Source organism: Actinopolymorpha cephalotaxi, from assembly GCF_013408535.1.
In the GTDB taxonomy this organism is placed as follows: domain Bacteria; phylum Actinomycetota; class Actinomycetes; order Propionibacteriales; family Actinopolymorphaceae; genus Actinopolymorpha; species Actinopolymorpha cephalotaxi.
Genome location: NZ_JACBZA010000001.1, coordinates 6,751,851 through 6,776,380 on the forward strand (window position 1 = coordinate 6,751,851; position 24,530 = coordinate 6,776,380).

Genomic DNA, 24,530 nt, shown 5'->3' on the forward strand with positions numbered 1-24,530 from the left:
CCTTGCGGATCATGGCCCGGATCCGCGAGATGCCGCCCGGGCCACCGGTGGCGCCCGGCGGCCCTACTGCCGGGGCCTCGTCCGAGCGTCGACTACCCTTGCCCGCGCAAGGGCCGTGATCTGCGATTGTGCGTGCCCGCACCGCGATGTTCAAGACCTGCGTACAACCCCCGCGGTGCCCGCAGCCCGAGTACCGCCACCGGAAGGACCACCTGATGCCCGCGATCGTGCTAGTCGGCGCCCAGTGGGGTGACGAGGGCAAGGGAAAGGTCACCGATCTGCTCGGCGGATCGGTCGACTACTGCGTGCGCTACCAGGGCGGCAACAACGCCGGCCACACCGTGGTCGTCGACGGCGAGTCCTACGCCGTCCACCTGCTGCCCTCCGGTGTGATCACGCCCGACTGCGTGCCGATGATCGGCAACGGCGTCGTCGTCGACCCGGCCGTGCTGCTGGACGAGATCGCCATGCTGGAGTCGCGCGGCGTGAGCTGTGACCGGCTGCTGATCTCGGCCAACGCCCACCTCATCGCGCCCTACCACGCGACGGTCGACAAGGTGACCGAACGCTTCCTCGGCAAGAACCAGATCGGCACCACCGGCCGGGGCATCGGCCCGACGTACGCCGACAAGGTCAACCGGGTCGGCGTCCGCGTGCAGGACCTCTTCGACCCGCACATCCTCCGCCAGAAGGTCGAGGGTGCGCTGGAGCAGAAGAACCACCTGCTGGTGAAGGTCTACAACCGCCGCGCCATCACGGTGGACGAGATCGTGGAGGGCTTCCTGCGGTACGCCGACGAGCTGCGGCCCAAGGTGACCGACACCTCGGCGGTGCTCAACAGGGCGCTCGACGACGGCAAGGTCGTGCTGCTGGAGGGTGCGCAGGCCACGATGCTGGACGTCGACCACGGCACCTATCCGTTCGTCACCTCGTCCAACCCGACGGCGGGCGGTGCGTGCATCGGCGCCGGTGTCGGCCCGACCCGGATCGACCGGGTGGTCGGCGTGCTCAAGGCCTACACGACGCGGGTGGGTGCGGGGCCGTTCCCGACCGAGCTGCACGACGCCGACGGCGAGCACCTGCGCAAGGTCGGCGGGGAGTACGGCGTCACCACCGGACGCGCTCGCCGCTGTGGCTGGTTCGACGCGGTGATCGCGCGCTACTCCACCCGGATCAACGGCTTCACCGACTACTTCGTCACCAAGCTGGACGTGCTGTCCGGCTTCGAGCGGGTGCCGGTGTGTGTGGGGTACGAGGTCGACGGGGTACGCCACGACGAGATGCCGATGACGCAGACCGACTTCCACCACGCCCGGCCGATCTTCGAGTACCTCGACGGCTGGTGGGAGGACATCTCCGGCTGCCGGACGTTCGACGACCTGCCGAAGGCGGCGCAGGCGTACGTCCACCGGCTGGAGGAGCTGATCGGCGCCCCGGTCGCCGGCATCGGTGTCGGACCGGGCCGGGACGAGGTCATCTCGCTCCGCCCGCTGGTCTGAGCACGCAGGGCCTGTCCTAGCCCAAGGGGGACTCAGCTGATGGGCGGCGACCTGCCCGCGCTGGTGGTGGTGGACGCCGCCAACGTGATGGGCTCGGTGCCGGACGGCTGGTGGCGGGATCGCTCCGGTGCGGCCGGCCGGGTCCGGGACGCGCTGTCCGGCGTCGCCGCGGCCGGGCTGCCGGGTGTGGTCGACCCGCCCGCGGAGGTGGTGCTGGTCACCGAGGGCGCCGCGCGGGACGTGCCGGGTACGCCGGCGGTCCGGGTCGTTGCGGCGCGCGGCTCCGGCGACGACGCGATCGTGGACCTGGTGCGTTCGGCCGAACCCGGCACGAGACGCGTCGTGGTGGTGACCGCCGACCGCGAGTTGCGCGCCCGCGTCCGCGCACTCGGCGCCGAGGTGACCGGGCCGCGCTCGGTCTACCCGCCGCCCGGCCACGACTGACCGGAAGCCCGCCTCGAGCCATGCCCTAGGGTCGTGGCCATGGACGTACTCCTCGTCGGGTCCGGTGGCCGTGAGCACGCGCTCGCTCTCGCTCTGTCGCGCGATCCGGAGGTGTCGGGCCTGCACGTGGCGCCGGGCAACGTCGGCATGGAGCCGTTCGCCGGAATCCATCCGCTGGACCTCGCCGACAACGCCGCGATCGCCGACCTCGCGGCGCGGCTGGGGGTCGACCTGGTGGTGATCGGGCCGGAGGCGCCGCTGGTCGCCGGCGCCGCCGACGCCGTACGCGAGCGCGGGATTCCCTGCTTCGGCCCGTCCGCCGCGGCCGCGAGGATCGAGGGGTCGAAGGCATTCGCCAAGGAGGTGATGGCCGCCGCCGGTGTGCCGACCGCGATGGCGCACGTGTGCGAGAAGCCCGAGGAGGTGGCCGCCGCGCTGGACGCGTTCGGTCCGCCGTACGTCGTGAAGGACGACGGGCTCGCGGCCGGCAAGGGTGTCGTGGTCACCGAGGACCGGGACGCGGCGCTCGCGCACGCGGCCGGGTGCGACCGCGTGGTGGTCGAGGAGTACCTCGCCGGTCCGGAGGTGTCGCTGTTCGGCATCTGTGACGGCACCACGGTCGTACCCCTGGTACCCGCGCAGGACTTCAAGCGCGCCGGCGAGGGCGACGCCGGGCCCAACACCGGCGGGATGGGCGCGTACGCACCGCTGGACTGGACGCCGCCCGGGTTCGTCGACGACGTGGTGGCCCGCGTTTTGCAGCCCACCGTCGACGAGCTGCGGCACCGGGGCACGCCGTTCGTCGGTGTTCTCTACGCCGGGCTCGTGCTCACCGCGCGCGGCATCCGGGTGATCGAGTTCAACTGCCGGTTCGGCGACCCGGAGACCCAGGTCGTGCTGTCGCTGCTCAGGTCACCGCTCGGCCGGCTGCTGTACGCCGCGGCGACCGGCGGGCTCGCCGACGCGGAGCCGCCGCGCTGGCGGGACGGCGCCGCGGTCACCGTGGTGATCTCCTCCGCCGGATACCCCGAGACCGCCCGGCGCGGCGACCCGATCGAGGGCGCGGAGGAGGCCGACCGGTTGGAGGGCGTGGACGTCATCCACGCGGGTACGGCGCGAAACGACCACGGCCGGCTGGTCACCGCCGGCGGGCGGGTGCTCGCGGTGACGGCGTACGGGTCGGACCTGCGACTGGCGCGGGACCGGGTCTACGACGCGGTCGCCCGGATCTCGGTCGAGGGCGGTCACCACCGCAGTGACATCGCCGCCAGGGCGGCGCTGGGCGAGATCGCCGTACCCACGGCGTAACGGCGGCGCCGGACGAGACGTGTCGTGCGGGCGCTACGCGCGCTGGTACGTCATGCACTCCGCGGAGTCGTGCAGACGGCCGACGCTGATGCCCGGCGCCTGGCACTCCAGGTCGACGTTGTGCTGGCAGTCGTCCATCTTGCAGGCGCCGACCTGGCCGGCCGGCATCGGCACCCCGCCCTTGCGGGGAATGCCGAAGAAGGTGTCGCAGGCGGCCATCTGCGAGTCGCCGATGGTGATGGCCAGCGCGTGGCAGGCCTGGTCACGGTTGTAGGCGCAGGAGTCGGCCGCGCAGTTGTGCACGACGGGCATGTCCATGGTGGCCCCCGGTTCCGGTCGTCTTCGGGTTGTCGTCCGGCCGGCGCGGCAGGTCCGCGTCGTTCACCGTTCGCTTCCGGCGTACCCGCCCCACGCTACGGATGCACCACCCACCGGAACCGGGATTGGCGTGTTCGCGGAATTGCCCATCACACAAGAGGCTGGACGCACCGCGGTCCCGGCGCCTGCTGGGCGCCGGGACCGCTGTGGGTTGTGTCTGTCCTCGTCGAACCGTGCCGTGCTCAGCTCGCGGTGAGCTGCTTGTTGTGGTCGTCGCGCCAGGCGATCCAGTCGCGGACCTCGGCGAGGTCGTAGTCCGGGCCGGACACCCCGACCGTGAACTGCGTGATCCCCGCGGCCACCATGCCCTCGGCCACCTCGTCGGGGGAGCCGCTGACGCCGGCGGAGCGCTCGATCGCGGCCGGGTCACGGCCGACCTCGCCGCACCAGCGGTCCAGCACCTCGCGCTTGTGGCTGAGCGTCTCGGCGTCACCGAAGCCGTGCCAGATCGAGGCGTACTCGGCGGTGTAGCGCAGGGTCTTCTTCTCCCCGCCGCCACCGATCAGGATCGGGATGTCGCGGGTCGGCTTCGGGTTGAGCTTCGCCCACCGCGCGGTGATCCGGGGGAGCGCCTCGGACAGCTCGTTCAGCCGGCTGCCGGCGGTGCCGAACTCGTAGCCGTACTCGTTGTAGTCACGCTCGAACCAGCCGGCGCCGATGCCGAGGATCAGCCGGCCGTCGCTGATGTGGTCCACCGTGCGGGCCATGTCGGCGAGCAACTCGGGGTTGCGGTAGCTGTTGCAGGTGACGAGCGCGCCGATCTCGACCCGGGAGGTCGCCTCGGCCCACGCGCCGAGCATGGTCCAGCACTCGAAGTGCAGGCCGTCCGGCTCACCGGACAGCGGGAAGAAGTGGTCCCAGTTGTAAACGACGTCGACCCCGGCCTCCTCGGCGGCCGCGACCGCCCGCCGGATCTGGGCGTAGTCGGCGTGCTGCGGTTGGATCTGAACGGCGACACGTGCGGGTGTGGTCATGGCGGCCAGCGTATGCCGCCCGGCTGGTACTCACCGGACGGCGTCCTCCGGGTGCGGCGGCCGGCCCGTAGGCGCCGGGTTCGGGCCCGGTTCGCACCGGTTCGCGGAGGTTCGCTCGGGTTCGCTGGGGTTCCGCGGCACCGGCAGATCGCCGGCAGCCGACCCGGTAGACAATGGGTGGCGTGCCGCAGCCTGTGATCCCCGACGTCCTCGCCGCCCGCTACGCCTCCGCCCCGCTGGCCCACCTGTGGTCGCCGGCGCACAAGATCGTGCTCGAACGCCGGCTCTGGCTGGCCGTGCTCCGGGCCCAGCAGGAGCTGGGTGTCGAGGTGCCCGACGGAGTCGTCGAGGCGTACGAACGCGTCGTCGACCAGGTGGACCTGGACTCCATCCGGGAGCGGGAGAAGGTGACCCGCCACGACGTGAAGGCCCGGATCGAGGAGTTCTGCGCCCTGGCCGGCCAGGAGCACATCCACAAGGGCATGACCAGCCGCGACCTCACCGAGAACGTCGAGCAGCTGCAGGTGCGCGCGTCGCTGGAGCTGGTCCGCGACCGCGTGGTCGCCACCGTCGTACGCCTCGCCGACCGGGCCGCGGAGTACTCCACGCTGGTGATGGCCGGGCGCAGCCACAACGTCGCGGCGCAGGCCACCACGCTCGGCAAGCGGTTCGCCTCCGCGGCCGACGAGCTGCTGGTCGCGCTGGAACGCCTGGAGGATCTGCTCGGCCGCTACCCGCTGCGGGGCATCAAGGGGCCGGTCGGCACCGCGCAGGACCAGCTGGACCTGCTCGACGGGGACGCCTCGCGGTTGGCCGAACTCGAGCGCCGGGTCAGCGAACACCTCGGCTTCGAGCGCGTGCTCACCAGCGTGGGCCAGGTCTATCCGAGGTCGCTGGACTTCGACGTGCTGTCCGCGCTCGTCCAGGCCTCCGCCGCGCCGTCCAGCTTCGCCACCACCGTCCGGCTGATGGCCGGGAACGAGCTGGTCACCGAGGGCTTCCGGCCCGGCCAGGTGGGCTCGTCGGCGATGCCGCACAAGATGAACACCCGCTCGTGTGAACGCGTGAACGGCCTGGCCGTGGTACTGCGCGGCTACCTGTCGATGGTCGGCGAACTCGCCGGCGACCAGTGGAACGAGGGTGACGTGTCCTGTTCGGTGGTCCGCCGGGTCGCCCTGCCGGACGCGTTCTTCGCCGCGGACGGGTTGTTCCAGACGTTCCTCACCGTGATCGCCGACTTCGGTGCGTTCCCCGCCGTCGTGCAGCGCGAGCTCGACCGCTACCTGCCGTTCCTCGCCACCACCAAGATCCTGATGGCGGCGGTACGCCGAGGTGTCGGCCGGGAGACCGCGCACGAGGTGATCAAGGAGCACGCGGTCGGGGTCGCGCTGGAGATGCGGGAGAAGGGTGTCGACCGCAACGACCTGTTCGACCGGCTCGCCGACGACGGCCGGCTCGGCCTGTCCCGGGGCGAGCTGGACGCCCTGGTCGACGACCCGCTCTCCTTCACCGGCGCGGCGTCGGCGCAGGTGGCCGAGGTCGTCCGCCGGGCGCAGGAGGTGGCCGAGCGCTATCCGGAGGCGGCGGCGTACGCACCCGAGGCGATCCTCTAGGGCGCTTCTCTGGATTCCCGCCGCGCCCGGGCCGATCCTGGAGCGGAACCTCTGCGGGGAGGCGGGAGGGAGGCGCCGGCGATGAGGCGGTGGACCAAGGTCTGCGCGGGCGTGGTCGCGGCCGCGGTGCCGGCCGGTGTCGGCGGCGCGCTCGGCGCCCTGGCGGGCGGACGCTCCGGACTGGTCGCGGGACTGGCGGCCGGTGGCGTGCCCGGCGCCGCGTTCGGGTGGGCGGTCGCGGCGTTCGAGCCGTACGACCTCACCTCCGTCCGTGGGATCACGCGGTACGTCGCCGACCTCACCTGGAGCCTGCCGAACACCTGGCTGGGGGCGGTCCTGCTCACCGGCAACCTGCTCGCCGGAAACCGCGTGGTCGCGGAGCTGAGCCGGCACGGCGGCACCGTGCACCTGGCCGGGAGAACGCTGCCGGCGATGAACGGCGTCAGGTACGTCACCACGGTCGGCACGGTGGTCGCCGGCATCGCCGCCCCCGCCGCGACTCCGGCCGCCCGTGCGCTGCTCGCCCACGAACGCGGCCACGTCCTGCAGGCCCGGCTGTTCGGTCCGGCGTACGTGCCGTCGGTGCTCGTCAACTACGCGGCGGCGACGGTGCTGCCGCTCTGGTGGCTCTGGCACGACCACGCGAGGTACCCGATCCGCTCGGTCGCGGCGTACTTCCAGTACGGCGTGTATCCGCACGTCTGGAACGAGGAGTGGTGCTACCGCGTGTACGGGCCGAGGCGCTAACCCAGTCGGTGATGGTGACCCCGCTCACCCGCTGATCCACGGTCGGCGCGGCCGCCTCCGGGTAGGACCTACCGGAACGGCGACCCCGACAGCTTGGAGCAGCGATGCCCGACACGAACCTCCCGAAGGTGGCCTTCCTCGGACTGGGCCGGATGGGCGCGCCGATGGCCCGGCACCTGCTGGCCTCCGGGCACGACCTGGCGGTGTGGAACCGCACCCGCGACAAGGCCGAGCCGTTCGGGCGCGACGGCGCGCGGGTTGCCGACACCCCGGCGCACGCGGCGGCCGGCCGGCAGGTGGTCGTCCTGATGCTGGCCACCCCCGATGCCGTACGCGAGGTGCTGTTCGACCCCGACGACGGTGTGGTGACCACCGCCGAGCCCGGCACCCTGGTGATCGACTCGAGCACCATCGGACCCACCGCGGCCCGCGAGGTCGCGGCCCGGCTGGCCGAGCACGACCTGCGTTACGTCGACGCGCCGGTCTACGGTTCGGTCGCCCCGGCCACCGAGGGGACGCTGCGGGTCTTCGCCGGCGGGGATCCCGCGGACTTCGAACGGGCCCGTCCGCTGCTCGGCCTGTGGGGCGACCCGGACCGGGTGGAGCTGGTCGGCCCGGTCGGCACCGGCAGCGCCGCGAAGCTGGTCGTCAACCTCACCCTGGGCACCTCGATCGCCGCCATCGGGGAGGCGCTGCGCCTGGGCCGGCAGCTGGACCTCGAACAGTCGCTGGTCGACTCCCTGATCGAGGCCAGCCCGCTCGGTACGGCGTTCCCGCCGATCCGGGCCATCATGCAAAGCGGCGAGGCCCAGCCGGCGAACTTCGAACTCGGTCTGCTGCGCAAGGACCTCGACCTGTGCCTGGCCGAGGCCGACGACCTCGCCCTGACCGGTGCGGCGCGCGAAGCCTGCCAGCGGGCGATGGGCGCGGGGCACTCCGCCGACGACGCCCGGGCACTCGCGGTGGTGATGGCCGGCCTGATGTGAGCCGGGTCGGGGCGTCTCGCGGCGAAGTGTGAAGACTTGCGGGGCGTATGCCCACCCGGGGTCTTCACGCTTTCGGGGGAGCAGCCGGCCCGAGCCGTAAGCGTGAAGGTTCACGGTGGGTATCGCCACCCGGCCTCTTCACACTTCGCCACCCCCCCGGCCGCCCGCATCGGCTCCGGCAGCTCGGCCATGTGCTGGGCGATCTTCCGCGGCGATTCTTCCGCGGAAGAATTCCGGGCCGGGACTGCCGCTGCGCGCGGCGGTCCCGCACTCCTCGGGCGAGTCAGGTGCTCGAACCGTGCTCCCGGGCCAGCTGTGCGCTGGCGGCCACCGTCTCCTCGGTCTGGCGCCGGCGGAGTGCGGTGTACGCGGAGAAGGCGGCCGCGGGGTCGGGGTGCTCGCGCAGCGCCGCGGCCAGCGCGACCGCGTCCTCCAGCGCCATCGACGCCCCCTGGGCAGCTGCCGGTGACGCGGCGTGCGCGGCGTCGCCGACCAGCACCATCCGGTCGTCGTGCCAGTGCGGCGTGGTCCGGATGTCGTACGAGTCACCGCCCACGACCTCCCCGAGGCCGGTCGCCTCGATGATCGCCGCGGCGGGGGTGGCGTCGTCGCGTACCGCCGCGAGGGCGAGGTCGCGCGACTGCTCGGCGGTGGTATCGCCGGGGCCGCGCTCGCCGGTGACGCGGGCGAACCACCACGTACGCCCGTCGCCGGGTGCGGTGAACCCGAAGAACGCGCGGGTGCCGAACACCATGTGGTACGCGTCGGGCGCACTGCCGACCGGGTTGCCGTCGGCGTACCCGTAGACGACGTGCTGGCCGGTGTAGCGCGGAGTCGGTGCCTGCCGATCGATGAGGTGCCGGGTACGGGAATGGATGCCGTCGGCCCCGACCAGGATGTCGCCCTCGGCGTGGTCGCCGTCCGCGAACCACACCTCGACACCGCTACCGCCGTCGGCCGGCCGGGCGTCCGTCATGCGTTTTCCGTGCGCGACCCGGATGCCGCGGGCCGCCGCGAGGTCCTGCAGTACGCGATACAGCGTGGCCCGGCGGAGCGTGCGGGCCGGTCCCTCGATCGCCCGGTGCCGCAGGTGCCGTCCCTCGGCGTCGAAGAGTTCCACCGCGCCGGCGGGGTAGGAGGCGTCGACCACGCGACGGCCGGCGCCGATCGCTTCCAGGGCGGCCATGCCGTTGGCCATCACGGTCAGGAAGGCACCGGCGTCGTCGCCGCCGGACGGGTGCGCCTCGTACACCACCGCCGGGATGCCTGCCTGGTGGAGCGCGAGCGCGGTGGCGCAGCCGGCGACGCCTCCGCCGGCGACGAGAACCTTCGTCATGAGTTCGACTCCCCCTGTCGAGTTCCTGTCGAGTTCCCTGCCGGGCGTGCGGTCGTACGTTCTGTCTGGCGTTCTGGCGAGCGTCGCACACCAGCAGCGGGCCGGTCACCCGGCGGCGACGAGTTCCACCTCGAATCCCTGGCCGTCCTCGAGGTACGCCGCGTAGTGCTCGGGGCCACCCGCATGCGGATGCCGGTCGGCGAACATCAGCGTCCACCCGTGCGCCGGCGCGGCCGCGACCAGCCGGTCGACCTGGCCGCGGTCGGCGACGTGGAACGCCAGGTGGTTCAGGCCCGGGAGCCGCCGGTCGTGCGGACCGGGGCGCAGGGCGGGCGACTGCTCGGCGACGAGGTAGGTCGGGCCGAGCCGCCAGCTGATCCCGGCAGCCCAGTCCTGGAAGACGGTCCAGCCGAGCTCACCCAGCAGCCAGCCCAGGCTCTCCTTGGTGGCGGCCAGGTCGGCGACCCAGAGTTCGACGTGGTGCAGCTGCCCGGGCTGCTCGGTCCGGTCGGGCTGTCCAGGTGCGGTCACCCGGCCGACGTTATCGCCGTTCCCGTTGGGTGATCGCACGACGTCGGCGGGAGGATGGCGGCCATGGCCTCAGCTTCTGGACCCGCGCCGGCTCCGACGTCCCGGCGGCCGAACGTCGTGCTCATCGTGTCCGACGACCACGGGTATGCCGACCGCGGCGCACTCGGCATCGACCCGCGGGTGCGAACTCCCGCCCTGGACCGGCTGGCGGCCACCGGTGTCACCTGCGGCCAGGCGTACGTCACCGCGCCGATCTGCAGCCCGTCCCGCGCCGGGCTGATCGGCGGGCAGTACCAGCAGCGGTGGGGCGCCCGGTGGTTCGACACCAGCGCGTTCCCCGACCACCTGCCCTCGCTGGCCGAACGCTTCGCCGGCATCGGCTACGCCACCGGCTACCTGGGCAAGGTGCACTACGGCAAGGAGGGACGCGGGGACCGTGCCTGCCCGCCGCACCACGGTTTCGCCGAGAGCTGGTACGGCCTGGCCGGTCAGCAGATGGGCCGGCTGAACTACCTCCACCACTCCCGGGAGGCGGTGGAGCGGTACGGGCCGGAGGCGTCGTGGCGGATGGCCGTGCAGCCGATGCTCGACGGCGACGAGGAGTCGGAGCTGGACGGCTTCCTGACCGACGAGATCGGCGCCCGGGCGCGTGACTTCGTGGCCCGGCACGAGGATGAGCCGTTCTTCTTGATGATGGCCTTCAACGCGGTGCACAACTTCTGCTTCCAGCTGCCGGAGGAGGAGCTTGTCAAGCGCGGGTTGACGAAGGTCGACGACTGGGATCCCAGGGTGTCGGAGTACGTCGACTGGTACGACGGCGCGATCTGGCCCGGTCTGCCCGACGGTCGGGCGTACTACCTCGCCCAGCTCGAGCTCATGGACGCCCAGATCGGCCGGCTGCTGGACGAGCTGGAAAGCCGCGGCCTGGCCGAGGACACGATCGTCGTCTACACCACCGACAACGGCGGATCCACCTGCAACTTCGGTGTCAACGCACCCTTGCGCGGAACGAAGTACACGTTGTGGGAGGGCGGGATCCGGGTGCCGTTCCTGGTCCGCTGGCCGGCCGGAGAGGTCGGGGGTACGCCGGGCGAGCGACGGAACGACCGGCTGGTGAGCACGCTGGACCTGTATCCCACCTTGTTGTCCGCCGCGGGTGCCGACCCGTCCGCGTGGGAGCACGGCGACGGCGTCGACCAGCTGCCCGCGCTGCGGGGTGAGCCGGCCGCGCCCGGGCACGACGCGCTGCACTGGGACTGCGGTTTCCAGTGGGCGGTCCGCCACGGCGACTGGAAGCTCCGGCACGCCGACGACGGACCGCACGCGCAGGCGCTGCTGCGGACCGAGCACGCCGAGGTCGGGGTCGGTGACCGGCTCACCCACCTCGGCGAGGACGTGGGCGAGGAACGCGACCTCGCCGCCGAGCACCCCGAAGTCGTCGCCGAGCTCACCGCGCGGCACCGGGCCTGGCAGGTCGAGATGGGTATCGGGTAGCGCATGTCGCCGCGAACCGTCGCCGTCCTGTCCGACATCCACGGTGTGCTGCCCGCGCTGGAGGCGGTGCTGGCCGAGCCGGACGTCGGCGCGGCCGACCGGATCGTGCTCACCGGTGACCTCGCCGCCGGCCCGCAGCCGGTGGAGACCCTCGACGCGCTGGCAGCCCTCGGCGACCGTGCGCTGTGGGTACGCGGCAACGCCGACCGCGAGCTGGTGGAGTACGCCGCCACCGGCACGATGGCCACCGACGACCCGGTGGCCCGGTGGGCCGCCGGGCAGTTGCGCAAGGACCAGTTGACACGGCTCGCGGAGCTGCCCACGTCGGTGCTGCTGGAGATCGACGGTCTCGGGCCGGTGGTGTTCTGCCACGCCACCCCGCGCGACGACGAGGAGGTCGTCGTGGTCGACTCCCGGCTGGACCGGTGGACCGAGGTGCTGGCCGGCCTCGACCCCGGCGTACGCACGGTGGTCTGCGGCCACACCCACATGCCGTACGCCCGGCTCGCGCACCGCCGGCTGGTCGTCAACCCCGGCAGCGTCGGGATGCCCTACGGCGGGGCGGGTGCGCACTGGGCGCTGCTCGGTCCGGGGGTGAGCCTGCGGAGGACGGAGTTCGACGTGGACGCCGCGAGCGAGCGGGTGGCCCGCGAGTCCGGCTACCCCGACGCGGCCGAGTGGGCCGACTACTACCTGCGTTCCCGGGCCTCCGACGCGGACGCGCTCGAGGTGATGGCACCGCGCGACGGCCGCCGCCCCTGATCTCGTGACGTACGCCCAGGCGGGCTCTGGAAGGATCGGGTCATGAGCGAGCCCGTACCGCCGCCCGGCCTCACCCACGTCTACTCGGGCAAGGTCCGTGACATCTACACCGACGGCGACGACCTGATCCTGGTCGCCTCGGACCGGATCTCGGTCTACGACGTCGTGCTGCCCACGCCGATCCCGGACAAGGGACGGATCCTCACCGCCCTGTCGCTGTGGTGGTTCGAACGGCTGGCCGACCTCGCCCCCAACCACGTGCTGTCCAGCACCGACGTCCCGGCGGAGTTCGCCGGCCGGGCGATCCGGTGCCGGCGGCTGTCGATGGTGCCGGTGGAGTGCATCGCCCGCGGCTACCTCGCGGGTTCCGGCCTGGTGGAGTACGCCGACCGGGGCACCGTGTGCGGCGTACCGCTCCCGCCCGGACTCGTCGACGGGTCCAGGCTGCCCGAGCCGATCTTCACCCCCACCACCAAGGAGGCGGTGGGCGCGCACGACCAGCCGATGACGTACGCCGAGGTGGAGGGCAAGGTCGGTGCGGACACCGCGAGCGACCTGCGCGACCTCACCGTCGACATCTACCGTCGGGGCGCGCGGATCGCCGCCGAGCAGGGCATCGTCATCGCCGACACGAAGGTCGAGTTCGGCTTCGCGCCGGACGGCACGCTGACGATCGGGGACGAACTGCTGACGCCGGACTCGTCGAGGTTCTGGCCGGCCGACTCCTGGGAGCCGGGCCACCCGCAGTTCGCCTACGACAAGCAGTTCGTCCGCGACTGGTCGACCTCCACCGGCTGGAACAAGCAGCCCCCGGCTCCCGAGGTGCCCGCGGACGTCGTGGCCGTGACCCGGCAGCGCTACGTCGAGGCGTACGAACGCCTGACCGGCAACACCTGGTCCTGAGCCCGGCCGCGCATCAGGCCGGCGCGTCCGGCGGCGGTGTCGCCGGGGTCGTCGGGACCGGCTCGCTGGTCGGCGGCGGGGACGGATCGCTGGTCGGCGGGGGTGACGGCTCCGAAGTCGAGGTCGGCGTCGGCTCCGGCGCCGGGTGGCTGGGCGGCGGAGGTGGGGGCGTGCTCGTCCGGCTCCGGCCGGTGTCCGGGCCGGGCACCGGAGCCGACGTCGCCGTACGGCTCGGCGTGGGCGCGGGGGCCGTGGCCAACGGGCCGTCCGTCACGGTCGGTTTCGTGCGCGGGGTCGGCCGGCGGTCGACGGTGACGTCGGACCGCGCCGCCGGCCGGGCGGCCTCGACCACCTCGGGGGTCACCGCGGCCGTCGGCGGAGTCGTCGGACGTACGGGACCCGTCCCCGGCGCGGCCGGTGAGTCCTGTACGAAGCCCATCCAGTCGTCCCGCGGTGGCCCGTCGGCTTCGGCCGCGTTGCCGGCCGCGTTGCCGGGCACCCGGACCCGGTCGGCGTCGGAGACGGGAGTGGTGCCGCCGAGCATCGCCACCGTCCCCCAGGCCAGCGCGGCCACCGACCCGGCGGCCAGTGTGCCGACGGCGGCGAGGCCCGCGCTCCGGCCGCGGAGGGCGGCCGAACCGGCCAAGGAGCCGGCGGAGGTGGCGCCGGTGGCCCACGCACCGGCCCAGAGCTGCCGTCCGGACGAGGCGATGCGTTCGGTCCAGGAGGGGGTCACCGGCTGCGGGCCCAGCGGACGGGCGGCCGGGTCGACGAGCGCGAAGGCGGGCGGGCCCGACCGTCGCAGGGCGGCGAGATAGCCGGGCGCGTACGGCCCGAGGACGAGTCCGGCCAGCCGCTCCCGCAGGGCGGCCCCGGCCGCGACCAGCCGCTGATGCAGGTCGGCGCAGGTCTCGCAGGTCCGCAGGTGGTCGGTGACCACCTCGGCCTCGTTGTCGTACAGGCCGTCGAAGGTGTGCCGGCCCAGCGCCTCGAGGATCTCCCGGCACCGCGCCGGGGTGTCCGCGCGCTCGTCGAGCAGGTGGCGTACGTAGACCCGCCGGTACGCCGCCTCCGCCCGGTAGCCCGCGACGGCCGCGTCCGCGGCTTCGGTGCCCAGCACGACGGCGAGACGGTCGGGGGAGTCGCGCTCGACGGCGATGTGCCACAGGGCGGTGAGCACCGACTCCGGCAGGTGCGCGAGCGCGGTGTCAGCAGGGTCGGCAGGCTCAGCCGGGTCCTGCTCGGAGCGGCGCAGGCCGTTGCCGGCATCCAGCGGCGTGGACGTGGAGACGCGCAGGACCGCCCGCAGGAAGAACGGCCGGAACGCCACCCGCGGCCCGGTGCCGGCGTGGACGGTGCCGAGCACCTGGTCGCCGGCCGCCCGCAGCCGGTCCTCGGCTGTCGGCGCGGCGGCGTCGCGGACCCGGGAGTCGCGGCCCGGGGAGCCGTCGGGGAGTGAGGCGAGAAGGAGCCGGCCGGCGGGTTCGTGCCTCCGGAGGAGTTCGGCGTAGGCGTCGGCGTCCCCGGAACGCGTGGCCGTGAGCAGGACGGCGTCCGGGCGCGGGCTGCCCGGATTCGACGGGAGCTGCGCCAGCAGGGTGCGCAGCCGGTCGTGGCCGACGTGCCGCCCGGCCGGGTGTGGCTGTGCCTCCCAGCGGCCGGGAAGCAACGGATGGCTCTGCGCGGTCAGAGGGTGCTGTGGGACCGGCTCGGCTGATCTCGGATCGTGCTGATCGTGCGGATCATTCGGGCCTGCCCCCATGTACGCGTCCCCTCGTACTGATCATCTGTCGCGCCGACCCTAGTGCGTGATCGGCACACTCGCCACGAGGCGGAAGCGGCCCGGGCGCCGCCCCTCGCTAGGCTTGGCCGCAGTTGTCGCTCGAGCAGAGGGAGCACCGTGGCCAGGGTCGTCGTCGATGTGATGCCGAAACGGGCGATTCTGGACCCGCAGGGCCGAGCGGTCGCGGGGGCGCTGGAGCGGCTGGGGTTCGGTGGCGTCGCGGACGTCCGCCAGGGCAAGCGGTTCGAGCTCGAGATCGACGGTGAGCTGACCGAGGAGCGCCTCGCGGAGCTGCGCCGGGCCGCGGAGACGCTGCTCGCCAACACCGTGATCGAGGACTTCACCGTCCGGGTCGAGCACGTCACCACGCAGGCCTGACATGCGCATCGGAGTGGTGACCTTCCCCGGCTCGCTGGACGACCGGGACGCCGCCCGCGCGGTGCGGATCGCAGGCGGCGAGGCCGTCGCTCTGTGGCACGGCGACGCCGACCTGGCCGGCGTTGACGCGGTGGTGCTGCCCGGCGGTTTCTCCTACGGCGACTATCTGCGGTGTGGAGCGATCGCGCGGTTCGCGCCGATCATGGGACCGATCATCGAGGCGGCCGAGAAGGGCCTGCCGGTGCTCGGCATCTGCAACGGCTTCCAGATCCTGTGCGAGTCGCACCTCCTGCCGGGCGCGCTGGTCCGCAACGACCGGCGCAAGTTCGTCTGCCGCGACCAGCGGCTGCGGGTGGAAAGCGACAGCACCGCCTGGACCTCCGCCTACTCCGCCGGACAGGAGATCGTCGTTCCGCTGAAGAACGGCGAGGGCGGGTACGTCGCCGACGAGGACACCCTCGACCGGCTGGAGGGCGAGGGCCGGGTCGTCGTCCGCTACCTCGGCGGCAACCCGAACGGCTCCTACCGCGACATCGCCGGCATCACCAACGCGGCCGGCAACGTCGTCGGCCTGATGCCGCACCCCGAGCACGCGGTGGAGACGCTGTGCGGGCCGACCAGCGACGGGCTCGGCTTCTTCGCCTCGGTCCTGGGCCGGTTGGCCGCCGCCCGCTGACGCCGGGTCCGGCCGGCAACTCGGCGCCTGGCACCGGGCTCCGGAGGGTTCAGCGGCGCAGGTACGCCAGCACGGCCTGCACCCTGCGATGCCCTGCCTCGTCCGGGTGCAGGTCGAGCTTGACGAAGATGTTCCCGACGTGCTTGTGCACCGCGCGTTCGGTCACCACGAGGCGTCGCGCGATGGCCGCGTTGCCGTGCCCCTCCGCCATCAGGGCGAGCACCTCGCGTTCGCGCGGGGTGAGCGCCTCGAGCGGGTCGTGCCGGCGGGTCAGCAACTGGCGTACGACCTCGGGGTCCATCGCGGTGCCGCCGGCGGCCACCCGGCGCAGGCTGTCGAGGAACTCCTCCACCCGGGCCACCCGGTCCTTCAGCAGGTAGCCGACGCCGCCACGCCCGTCGGAGAGGAGCTCGCCGGCGTAGGTCTCCTCGACGTACTGCGAGAACACCAGCACGGGAAGGCCGGGACGATCCTTGCGGGCGCGCAGGGCGGCGTGGATGCCCTCGTCCCGGTACGCCGGCGGCAGGCGTACGTCGACGACACACACGTCCGGTGCGTGCTCGGCGACCGCGGCGAGGAACCCCGGCGCGTCGCCGGCCCGGGCCGTGACCTCGAACCCCGCGCTGGCGAGCACCAGCGTGAGGCCCTCGGCCAGCAGCACGTTGTCCTCGGCGATCACGACCCGCACGGCAACTCCACCAGCACGCTGGACGGCCCGCCGACGGGACTGTCCACCCGCACCTCACCGTCCAGGGCGTCCACCCGGCGACGGATCCCGGCGACCCCGGTGCCCAGCGTCTCGTCGATGCCGCCGAGCCCGTCGTCGGTCACCTCCACGACCAGCCGGTCGGCGTCCCGGGCGACCCGGACGTCCGCCAGGGTGGCCGCGCTGTGCTTCGCGACGTTGGTGAGCGCCTCGGCGACCACGAAGTACGCCGCCGCCTCCACCGGCGCGGGCACCCGGCCGAGGTCGCCGACGTCCATCGTGGTGGGAACCGGGCAGCGGGCGCCGAGCGCGGCCAGCGCGCCGTCCAGGCCCCGGTCGGCCAGGATCGGCGGGTACATCGTGCGGATCACGTCCCGAAGCTCCTGCATCGCGTCCTCGGCGCCGCCGCGCGCCTCGCGGATCAGCTTCGCGGTCAGCTCCGGCTGGTCGGCGCCGAGCTGTTCGGCCACCCCGAGTCGCATGGCGATCGACACCAGCCGGGCCTGGGTGCCGTCGTGCAGGTCGCGCTCGATCCGGCGGAGCTCGGCGTCGTGGGCGTCCAGGGCGCCGGCCCGGGTCTGGGTGAGGACGTCGACGCGCTTCGCCAGCCGAGCCGCCTCGAGGTCGGCAGGTGAGAGACCGAGCCCGCGCAGCGTGAGCCGCGCGTCCCAGCGGGCGAGCGCGGGCACGGCCCACCAGAACATGGCGACGGTCAGGGCGACCTGGACGGTGGCGCCCGGGACGGCTACCCACAAGCGCGGCACGGAGCTCACAAAGAGTGCCCCGGGGAGCGGGATCGCCCACCCGCCGACCATCTGCACCAGGAGGCCGGGGACGGTAAGTATGGCGACCAGTCCGGCGAGGCCGTACGCCGTGCCGGCGAGCGCGTGCACGCACAGCCCCTGCAGAGCCCGCCGGGTGGCGGGGTCGGCGACGGATCGCCGGAAGCGGACGAGCGTTCCGGTGGCGGGCTCGCCGACGCCGGAGCCGTCCGGATCGAGTCCGTGCAGCGTCGGCAGTTCCACACCGAGCAACGCCGCCGCGCGCCGGCTCTCCCAGTCCGCCCACCGGCGTACGGCGTTCAGCGCCGACGGGAACAGCACCAGGCCGAGCCCGCCGACCGCGACCGTCACCGCGCTCACCGCCACCAGCCCGAGGCCGACCATCGCCGCCATGCCGGTCACCAGGGAGACGAGGAGGTACGTCCCGGCGCGAGCCCCCCGCGTCGTCCGGTCCCTGATCCCACTCATCGGTCGCTCCTTCGTCGTGAACACCGTCGCGCCCGGCCCCGGTGGGCCGGCTGTCCCCAAGTCTTCTTTCTCGGCCGGCCCGGCACAGTGGTGCGAGCTACACCTTAGGGACGGGTGGGGAGGCCACCCACCGGGCGACAGGCCGGGGCTGCCAGGGGCTGCCGGACCGTCCGGGTGGCCGCGCTCGGTACGGTTGGGCCTGTCGTGCCCACCTCGCCGCCGGTGCCCAGCCGCCGGGCGCGCGTGAGGATCCGGGCCGAGGACGAAAGCGGACAGGAGAGCGCCCCGGTGAGCGTCGACACCGTGAAGCAGGCCGGGGACAACCCGGACGCCCCCCAGCCCTACGCCGAACTCGGCCTGAAGGACGACGAGTACGCCCGGATCCGGGACATCCTCGGCCGCCGGCCCACCAGCTGCGAGCTGGCGATGTACTCCGTGATGTGGAGCGAGCACTGCTCCTACAAGTCCTCCAAGGTGCACCTGCGCAAGTTCGGTGACCTGCCGGCGGAGACACACCGGGGCAAACTGCTCGCCGGCATCGGCGAGCAGGCCGGGGTGGTCGACGTCGGCGAGGGGTACGCCGTCACGTTCAAGATCGAGTCCCACAACCACCCGAGCTACGTCGAGCCGTACCAGGGCGCGGCGACCGGTGTCGGCGGGATCGTCCGGGACATCCTGGCGATGGGCGCCCGCCCGGTCGCGGTGATGGACTCGCTGCGGTTCGGCCCGGCCGACGCGCCGGACACCCACCGGGTGCTGCCCGGCGTGGTGGCCGGTGTGGGCGGCTACGGCAACTGCCTGGGCCTGCCCAACGTCGGCGGCGAGGTCGTCTTCGATCCGTCGTACGCCGGAAACCCGCTGGTCAACGCGCTGTGCGTGGGTGTCCTCCGGCACGAGGACCTGCACCTGGCCAAGGCCGCGGGCGTCGGCAACCAGGTGATCCTGTACGGCGCCAAGACCGGCGGCGATGGCATCGGCGGGGTGTCCGTACTCGCCAGTGAGACCTTCGACGCGTCCACCGGCGAAGGTGGCGGCGGACCCGCGAAGCGGCCCGCGGTCCAGGTCGGCGACCCGTTCATGGAGAAGCTGCTGATCGAGTGCACGCTGGAGCTGTTCGCGGCGGGCATCGTGGTCGGCATCCAGGACCTCGGCGGCGCGGGCCTGTCCTGCGCGACGTCGGAGCTGGCCTCGGCCGGCGAGGGCGGCATGCACGTCTGGCTGGACCGGGTGCCGCTGCGCGACTCCTCCCTGGCGCCGGAGGAGATCCTGATGAGCGAGTCGCAGGAACGCATGATGGCGGTGGTGGCGCCCGCCGACGTCGAGCGGTTCCTGGAGATCTGCGCGAAGTGGGACGTCCCGGCGACGGTGGTCGGTGAGGTCGACGACTCCGGTCGGCTCACCGTGGACTGGCACGGCCAGACGGTGGTCGACGTTCCCCCTCGTACGGTCGCCCACGAGGGCCCCGTCTACGAGCGCCCGTACGCCCGGCCGGAACGGCAGGACGCGCTGCAGGCCGACCTCCCCGACCACCTGCCCCGGCCCTCGTCCGGCGTGCAGCTGCGGGAGACGCTGCTCGCCCTGGCCGGCTCGGCCAACCTCGCCGACCGGTCCTGGGTCACCGACCAGTACGACCGCTACGTGCTCGGCAACACCGTGCAGTCCCAGCCCGACGACGCCGGCATGATCCGGGTGGCCGACGACTCCACCCTCGGCGTGGCCGCCGCGACCGACTGCAACGGACGGTTCGTCCAGCTCGACCCGTACGCAGGGACCCAGCTCGCGCTGGCCGAGGCCTACCGCAACGTCGCCGTGTCCGGCGCCCGCCCGCTCGCGGTGACCAACTGCCTCAACTTCGGCTCGCCGGAGGACCCGGGGGTGATGTGGCAGTTCGAGCAGGCCACCCACGGCCTGGCCGACGGCTGCCGCGAGCTCGGCCTGCCCGTGACCGGCGGCAACGTGAGCTTCTACAACCAGACCGGCACGCAGCCGATCCTGCCCACCCCGGTGGTCGGCGTGCTCGGCGTCACCGACGACGTGACCCGCGCGATCCCGCAGGGCTGGCGTACTCCGGGTGCGGCGCTCTACCTCCTCGGCACCTCCGCCGCGGAGTTCGGCGGCTCCGAGTGGGCGCACGTGGTGCACGGGCACCTCGGCGGACTGCCACCGCGGGTCGACCTGGCCGCCGAGCGCCGGCTGGCGCAGGTGCTCGCCGAGGCCGGCGACGCGGGCCTGGTGCTGGCCGCGCACGACCTGTCCGACGGTGGGCTCGCCCAGGCGCTGGTCGAGGGCAGCCTGCGGGCCGGGTTCGGTACGCGGGTGAGCCTGCCGGGCGACGTCGAGCCGTTCGTCGCGCTGTTCGGCGAGTCCGGTGCGCGGGCCGTGGTGAGCGTGGAGGCGGACGACGAGGCGGAGTTCGGGCGGCTGTGCGAGCGGGCCGGCGTACCCGCCTCCCGGATCGGCACGGTCGGCACCGGCGGTGCGGACGCGGCGCTGGTGGTCGAGGGGGAGTTCGAGGTGCCGCTGGCGGAGCTGCGGGCCACCTGGACGGCGACCCTGCCCGGGTTGTACGAGGAGTCCTGAGCCGAGCGGAGCGAGGGGACGCCGCCCGCCGGGGGTCACTCCGGCGGGGTCACTCCGGCGGCGGCGCGAACAGCCAGCTGGACAGCAGGTAGAGCAGGAACAGGATCAGCAGCACCGCGGGCAGGGCCTGCACCAGCCCGGGCCACCTGCGCGCACCCAGCCGGCGGATCCCCCACACCACGGCCCAGCTGAGCAGGAGCACGACCACGGCGGCCGGGATCACGATCAGCAGCGAGATGGCGAAGGTCCACCCGCCCGCGCGCACCAGGTCGACGCCCGGCACGGAGAAGAAGCCGAAGGCGATCAGTCCCATCGCCGCCAGCAGCACGATCCCGACCAGCACGGCGGCCCAGTGGTAGCCCTTCTTGCTCGCGGGCAGCGGCGGCCCGAGCGGGCGCAGCGTCGAGTGCCCGCTGCTCAGCCTGGAATCGTGGTGCGTCATCGGTTCTTCCCCCTCGAAGGTCTGTGTCGATGGTAGCCGCGGCCACTCCCCGACGTGCATCCCGTCGACGGACGGCGTTGTACCGAGGTTGCACGCCGCGGACCGAGCGGGTCGCGCGGACGGCCGGAGATTCAGACCAGGGGGTACGCGCGGTAGAGCGCGACCAGGGCGACGAGGAACAACACCAGCGCGGCGCCCAGCGCACCCTGCGCGGAGCCGGACCAGCTCCTGGTCGGCCCCCGGCGCAGCAGCAGGACCACCAGCCAGGCGACGCCGGTGGCCAGCGCGGCGAACGGCGCGGAGATGAAGGTGAGCAGGACCGCACCCTCCCGGCGGGTGAGGGTGCAGCCGAACCCGATCCCCTCGCACTGCCCGGTGGGCAGGGAGTTGTGTGGCCAGCTCCAGGCCAGCAGGGCCAGGATCGCCACGAGGTAGGGGCCGAGCACGAACGCCGTGCACCACTGCAGGCCGCGGCTGGCGGCGGGTCGGCGTTCGGTCTTCACGTGGTCAGCTTCCGCGCCGAGCGCGTCCGGAGCATCCGCGCGGATACTCATCCGCCGTGAGTATCCGGCGGATTCCGCGACCGTCCGGAACCACTTGGGCCGACGGGAGTCTGCGAGTGAGGCGGGGAGATCCCCCGCGGCGGGAGGGGCCGGGACGGGGCCCCTCCCGCGGGGTTTGCTGTGCGGCCGATCGGGTGGGGGCCCTGGCCGCCGCAGCGGGTTTGCGCGGGCCGTCGGGGGGACGGGAGGGATACGGCCTCCGCGCTCCGGTCACCCAGGTGATTCACCCGGTAACCGATATGTACGACGTTAGTCGCTCGGCTGCCTGCCCGGACCCGGTCCGGGCAAGTCTGTGGACAAGTTTTCCCCGTACATCCGGAATTCCCGCCCGGAATGCAAATCTGGAATGCCCAACCGGAATCCGGAACTGCTGGAATGCCGGCCCTGCCGGGTGGCGTTGCGGCCGGCGAGGGCGAGCTTCACCCGAAGAATCTTCCGCAGCTGGGAATGCCTGTAAGCGTGTAATCAGTTGAGTGGGCATGACCACGTTCACGCTTCCGTTGCTGTTCCTCGACGACACGGTCCTGCTGCCCGGCATGGTCGTGCCGGTCGAGCTCGACGGTGAACGCCGCAGCGCCGTCGACGCGGCCCGGCTGGCCGCCCAGAACGGCACATCCGGTGCCCAAGACGACACCGGCATCCAGAGCGACCCGGCCCCGCGGGTTCTCGTCGTACCCCGCATCGAAGGCAGGTACGGCGCCGTCGGCGCGGTCGCCGAGATCGCCCAGATCGGCCGGCTCCCCAGCGGTGAGCCGGCTGTCGTACTCCGTGCCGTGTCGCGCGCCCAGGTCGGCGTCGGCGTCAACGGCCCCGGCGCGGCCCTGTGGGTCGAGGCCGAGCCGATGCTCGTGCCCCCGGCCGACGAGCGCACCCGCGAGCTGGCCCGGGAGTACAAGTCCGTCCTCGTCTCCATCCTCACCGAGCGCGGCAGCTGGCAGGTCGTCGACACCGTGCAGCGGATGAACGACCCGAGCGAGCTGGCCGACGCGGCCGGCTACGCGTCCTGGCTGGAGGGTGACCGCAAGGTCGCGCTGCTGGAGACCGCGGACACCGCCCGGCGGCTGACTCTGCTGCTGGAGTGGGCCCGGGCGCACCTGGCCGAGCTGGAGGTCGCGGAGAAGATCCGCGAGGACGTCCGCGACACGATGGACAAGACCCAGCGCGAGTACCTCCTGCGCCAGCAGCTCGCCGCCATCCACAAGGAGCTCGGCGACGACGCCGAGGGAGCCGACGACTACCGCTCCCGGGTCGAACGCGCCGACCTGCCGGAGAAGGTGCGCGAGGCCGCGCTGCGCGAGGTCGACAAGCTCGAACGCACCTCCGACCAGTCGCCGGAGATCGGCTGGATCCGCACCTGGCTGGACACGGTCCTCGACCTGCCCTGGAACGTCCGTACGACCGACGCCACCGACATCGACGCCGCCCGCGCGGTGCTCGACGCCGACCACGCCGGCCTCGAGGACGTGAAGGACCGGATCGTGGAGTACCTCGCGGTCCGTGGCCGGCGCGCCGGCCGGGGCCTGCAGGCCGTCGGCGGCCGGGGTTCGGGCGCGGTGCTCGCGCTCGTCGGGCCGCCCGGCGTCGGCAAGACGTCCCTGGGCGAGTCCGTGGCCCGGGCGCTGGACCGGAAGTTCGTCCGGGTCGCGCTCGGCGGTGTCCGCGACGAGGCCGAGATCCGCGGCCACCGGCGTACGTACGTCGGCGCGATGGCCGGCCGGATCGTCCGGGCCGTCAAGGAGGCCGGCTCGATGAACCCCGTGGTCCTCCTCGACGAGGTGGACAAGGTGGGTTCGGACTTCCGCGGTGACCCTGCGGCGGCTCTGCTCGAGGTGCTCGACCCGGCCCAGAACCACACGTTCCGCGACCACTACCTCGAGGTGGAGCTCGACCTGTCCGACGTGCTCTTCCTGGCCACCGCCAACGTCGCCGACACCATCCCGCCGGCGCTGCTGGACCGGATGGAGCTGGTGGCGCTCGACGGTTACACCGAGGACGAGAAGGTCGCCATCGCCCGCGACCACCTGCTGCCGCAGGCACTGGACCGGGCGGCGCTGTCGGCCGGCGACGTGCGGGTGAGCGAGGACGCGATCCGGACGATCGCGGCCGACTACACGCGCGAGGCGGGCGTTCGTACCCTCGACCGCGCGCTGGCGAAGGTGCTGCGCAAGGTCGCCACCGCACTCGCCACCGGGAAGGCCACCGCGCCGGTGGACGTGGACGCCTCCGACGTGCGCACCTACCTCGGCCGGGCGAGGTTCCAGCCGGAGTCCGCGCGCGACGGCTCGACGCCGGGCGTGGCGACCGGGCTGGCGGTCACCGGTGCGGGCGGAGACGTGCTGTACGTCGAGGCCGCGACCATGGCCGGCGAGCCCGGGCTCAACCTCACCGGGCAGCTCGGCGAGGTGATGAAGGAGTCCGCGCAGATCGCGGTGTCGTACCTCCGGGCACACGGCAGCGAGCTCGGCGTCCCTGTCGAGGCGCTGACCAGTGGCCGGGTGCACGTGCACGTGCCTGCGGGTGCGGTGCCCAAGGACGGGCCTTCGGCCGGGGTCACCATGACCACCGCGCTGGCGTCGCTGCTGTCCGGGCGGCCGGTCCGGCCCGAGGTGGGGATGACCGGCGAGGTCTCCCTGACCGGCCGGGTGCTGCCGATCGGTGGCGTCAAGCAGAAGCTGCTGGCCGCGCACCGGGCCGGGCTGACCGAGGTGATCCTGCCGCGGCGCAACGAGCCCGACCTCGACGACGTGCCGGAGGCGGTGCTCGCGGACCTGCGGATCCGGCTTGCCGACGACGTGTCGGAGGTGGTGCGGTGGGCGCTGGCGGACAGTGACGCCGCCGGGCGTGAGGCCGACGGCGCGTCGGTCCGCGCTGCCTGATCTTCGGCGCGAAGGGACCGCGTAGGTGAAGGCGTAGGGGAAGCGGAGAGCCGTTGTCCGGGGCGGGCCACGAGGTGGTCGAAGGATCGGGCTCGCCCCGGACCGGCCACCGGTGAGCCCGCGCGCCGGGGGGCGACCAAGCAACGGCGTCGGCGGGGACCGGCGGTTCGGGACGGTCCCAGGGGTGTCCTGGTGGTGCCGCGGGTGCGTCTGCTGCGTTCGCGGCGCTGGTTCGAGAATGATCGCCCCGCCGGGCGAAGTGGATCAGTGTGCGTACTCAAGCTTCGCCGCTCCGGCACTC

22 protein-coding genes are annotated in these 24,530 nt (G+C 73.2%); 13 read left to right on the forward strand and 9 right to left on the reverse strand.

The window, feature by feature from the left end:
* Positions 1-215: 215 nt before the first annotated feature.
* The 3 genes from FHR37_RS30245 to purD are packed head-to-tail and all read left to right on the forward strand — an operon-like array spanning position 216 to position 3,251.
* The gene (locus FHR37_RS30245) at positions 216-1,499 is read left to right on the forward strand and encodes an adenylosuccinate synthase (protein ID WP_092886325.1); all 1,284 of its coding nucleotides are present in this window, start codon (positions 216-218) and stop codon (positions 1,497-1,499) included.
* 39 nt (positions 1,500-1,538) lie between these two features.
* Positions 1,539-1,943, forward strand: coding sequence for a PIN domain-containing protein (locus FHR37_RS30250; protein ID WP_092886163.1), 405 nt, complete (start codon positions 1,539-1,541; stop codon positions 1,941-1,943).
* 39 nt (positions 1,944-1,982) lie between these two features.
* Positions 1,983-3,251 (forward strand): phosphoribosylamine--glycine ligase, encoded by a 1,269-nt coding sequence (purD, locus tag FHR37_RS30255; RefSeq protein ID WP_092886165.1) that lies wholly within the window; start codon positions 1,983-1,985, stop codon positions 3,249-3,251.
* Between the two features lie 33 nt (positions 3,252-3,284).
* Here the strand turns inward: purD and FHR37_RS30260 are convergent, their stop codons facing one another.
* Both FHR37_RS30260 and FHR37_RS30265 read right to left on the reverse strand, forming a co-directional pair.
* Positions 3,285-3,569, reverse strand: a complete 285-nt coding sequence (locus FHR37_RS30260) for a DUF1540 domain-containing protein (RefSeq protein WP_092886167.1) — start codon at positions 3,567-3,569, stop codon at positions 3,285-3,287.
* A 242-nt stretch (positions 3,570-3,811) separates the two neighbouring features.
* Positions 3,812-4,603, reverse strand: a complete 792-nt coding sequence (locus FHR37_RS30265; protein WP_092886169.1) for an LLM class F420-dependent oxidoreductase — start codon at positions 4,601-4,603, stop codon at positions 3,812-3,814.
* 173 nt (positions 4,604-4,776) lie between these two features.
* On the opposite strand from FHR37_RS30265, the gene purB reads away from it, so the two are divergent.
* The 3 genes from purB to FHR37_RS30280 all read left to right on the forward strand — a co-directional run bounded on the left by purB (position 4,777) and on the right by FHR37_RS30280 (position 7,949).
* On the forward strand, positions 4,777-6,216 hold the full coding sequence (gene purB, locus FHR37_RS30270) for an adenylosuccinate lyase (RefSeq protein WP_092886171.1): 1,440 nt from the start codon (positions 4,777-4,779) through the stop codon (positions 6,214-6,216).
* 81 nt (positions 6,217-6,297) lie between these two features.
* Positions 6,298-6,963: a hypothetical protein gene (locus FHR37_RS30275; RefSeq protein WP_092886173.1), complete on the forward strand. Its 666-nt coding sequence runs from the start codon at positions 6,298-6,300 to the stop codon at positions 6,961-6,963.
* 104 nt (positions 6,964-7,067) lie between these two features.
* Entirely contained in the window at positions 7,068-7,949 is an 882-nt protein-coding gene (locus tag FHR37_RS30280) for an NAD(P)-dependent oxidoreductase (RefSeq protein WP_092886175.1), read from the forward strand.
* Between the two features lie 283 nt (positions 7,950-8,232).
* Here the strand turns inward: FHR37_RS30280 and FHR37_RS30285 are convergent, their stop codons facing one another.
* Both FHR37_RS30285 and FHR37_RS30290 read right to left on the reverse strand, forming a co-directional pair.
* Positions 8,233-9,285: an FAD-dependent monooxygenase gene (locus FHR37_RS30285; RefSeq protein WP_092886177.1), complete on the reverse strand. Its 1,053-nt coding sequence runs from the start codon at positions 9,283-9,285 to the stop codon at positions 8,233-8,235.
* A 105-nt stretch (positions 9,286-9,390) separates the two neighbouring features.
* Positions 9,391-9,816, reverse strand: a complete 426-nt coding sequence (locus FHR37_RS30290) for a VOC family protein (RefSeq protein WP_092886179.1) — start codon at positions 9,814-9,816, stop codon at positions 9,391-9,393.
* 63 nt (positions 9,817-9,879) lie between these two features.
* Here FHR37_RS30290 and FHR37_RS30295 point away from each other — a divergent pair, with 63 nt between their 5' ends.
* Genes FHR37_RS30295 through FHR37_RS30305 form a run of 3 tightly spaced genes read left to right on the forward strand, consistent with a single transcriptional unit; the run spans position 9,880 to position 12,975 of the window.
* Entirely contained in the window at positions 9,880-11,310 is a 1,431-nt protein-coding gene (locus FHR37_RS30295; protein ID WP_237768966.1) for a sulfatase family protein, read from the forward strand.
* A gap of 3 nt (positions 11,311-11,313) precedes the next feature.
* Entirely contained in the window at positions 11,314-12,072 is a 759-nt protein-coding gene (locus tag FHR37_RS30300; protein WP_092886183.1) for a metallophosphoesterase family protein, read from the forward strand.
* Positions 12,073-12,114: 42 nt separating this feature from the next.
* Positions 12,115-12,975 carry a phosphoribosylaminoimidazolesuccinocarboxamide synthase gene (locus FHR37_RS30305; RefSeq protein WP_092886185.1) on the forward strand — a complete coding sequence of 287 codons (861 nt, stop codon included), beginning with the start codon at positions 12,115-12,117 and terminating at the stop codon, positions 12,973-12,975.
* Positions 12,976-12,988: 13 nt separating this feature from the next.
* Here the strand turns inward: FHR37_RS30305 and FHR37_RS30310 are convergent, their stop codons facing one another.
* On the reverse strand, positions 12,989-14,644 hold the full coding sequence (locus FHR37_RS30310) for a hypothetical protein (RefSeq protein WP_092886187.1): 1,656 nt from the start codon (positions 14,642-14,644) through the stop codon (positions 12,989-12,991).
* Between the two features lie 231 nt (positions 14,645-14,875).
* Here FHR37_RS30310 and purS point away from each other — a divergent pair, with 231 nt between their 5' ends.
* On the forward strand, positions 14,876-15,136 hold the full coding sequence (purS, locus tag FHR37_RS30315) for a phosphoribosylformylglycinamidine synthase subunit PurS (protein ID WP_092886189.1): 261 nt from the start codon (positions 14,876-14,878) through the stop codon (positions 15,134-15,136).
* A gap of 1 nt (position 15,137) precedes the next feature.
* Positions 15,138-15,812 (forward strand): phosphoribosylformylglycinamidine synthase subunit PurQ, encoded by a 675-nt coding sequence (gene purQ / locus FHR37_RS30320; protein ID WP_092886191.1) that lies wholly within the window; start codon positions 15,138-15,140, stop codon positions 15,810-15,812.
* A 49-nt stretch (positions 15,813-15,861) separates the two neighbouring features.
* Here purQ and FHR37_RS30325 read toward each other — a convergent pair whose 3' ends face one another.
* Entirely contained in the window at positions 15,862-16,500 is a 639-nt protein-coding gene (locus FHR37_RS30325) for a response regulator transcription factor (protein WP_092886193.1), read from the reverse strand.
* Positions 16,488-17,768 carry a sensor histidine kinase gene (locus tag FHR37_RS32215; RefSeq protein WP_092886195.1) on the reverse strand — a complete coding sequence of 427 codons (1,281 nt, stop codon included), beginning with the start codon at positions 17,766-17,768 and terminating at the stop codon, positions 16,488-16,490. Before FHR37_RS32215 ends, FHR37_RS30325 begins: the two co-directional genes overlap by 13 nt.
* 288 nt (positions 17,769-18,056) lie before the next feature.
* On the opposite strand from FHR37_RS32215, the gene purL reads away from it, so the two are divergent.
* Complete coding sequence (purL, locus tag FHR37_RS30335; protein WP_092886197.1) at positions 18,057-20,348, forward strand: phosphoribosylformylglycinamidine synthase subunit PurL; 2,292 nt, start codon at positions 18,057-18,059, stop codon at positions 20,346-20,348.
* A 49-nt stretch (positions 20,349-20,397) separates the two neighbouring features.
* Here the strand turns inward: purL and FHR37_RS30340 are convergent, their stop codons facing one another.
* Complete coding sequence (locus FHR37_RS30340; RefSeq protein ID WP_092886199.1) at positions 20,398-20,790, reverse strand: hypothetical protein; 393 nt, start codon at positions 20,788-20,790, stop codon at positions 20,398-20,400.
* A 131-nt stretch (positions 20,791-20,921) separates the two neighbouring features.
* Entirely contained in the window at positions 20,922-21,344 is a 423-nt protein-coding gene (locus tag FHR37_RS30345; protein ID WP_092886201.1) for a hypothetical protein, read from the reverse strand.
* A 488-nt stretch (positions 21,345-21,832) separates the two neighbouring features.
* Between FHR37_RS30345 and lon the strand changes: the two genes are divergently transcribed.
* On the forward strand, positions 21,833-24,229 hold the full coding sequence (gene lon / locus FHR37_RS30350; RefSeq protein WP_092886203.1) for an endopeptidase La: 2,397 nt from the start codon (positions 21,833-21,835) through the stop codon (positions 24,227-24,229).
* The last annotated feature ends 301 nt before the right edge of the window (positions 24,230-24,530 follow it).